Origin of the sequence: Streptomyces sp. SP18CS02 (assembly GCF_036322365.1) — a bacterium.
In the GTDB taxonomy this organism is placed as follows: Bacteria; Actinomycetota; Actinomycetes; order Streptomycetales; family Streptomycetaceae; genus Streptomyces.
This window is the reverse complement of the sequence record NZ_JAQYXC010000011.1, coordinates 1-344: the sequence shown is the minus strand read 5'-3', so window position 1 is coordinate 344 and position 344 is coordinate 1. Positions and strand designations below refer to the sequence as shown.

Below are 344 nucleotides of genomic sequence, written 5' to 3'. Positions count from 1 at the left end.
GCACGGCACCGGGCACCGCCGCCCCCGGCGCCGCGACCACCAGCGACTTGTCGACAAGGGAACCCAGCACCCCCACGACGTCCGGCCCCCCGCAGACCGCCTCCGCCGCCTCCAGATCACACCCGCCGGAGAACACCGACAGCCGCCGCAGCACGGCCCGCTCCCCCTCGTCCAGCAGACCCCACGACCAGTCCACCACCGCGCGCAACGTCTGCTGACGCGGCAGCACCGTCCGGCTGCCACTGGTCAGCAGAGCGAACCGGTCATCCAGACGATCAGCGATCTGACGCGCCGACAACACCCGCAACCGCGCCGCCGCCAGCTCGATCGCCAGCGGCAGACCG

The 344-nt window shown here is 73.3% G+C and carries 1 pseudogene; it reads right to left on the bottom strand.

The annotated features are described in order from the left end of the window. Positions 1-344, bottom strand: a pseudogene (locus PUR26_RS00040) (hypothetical protein); the annotation flags it as partial.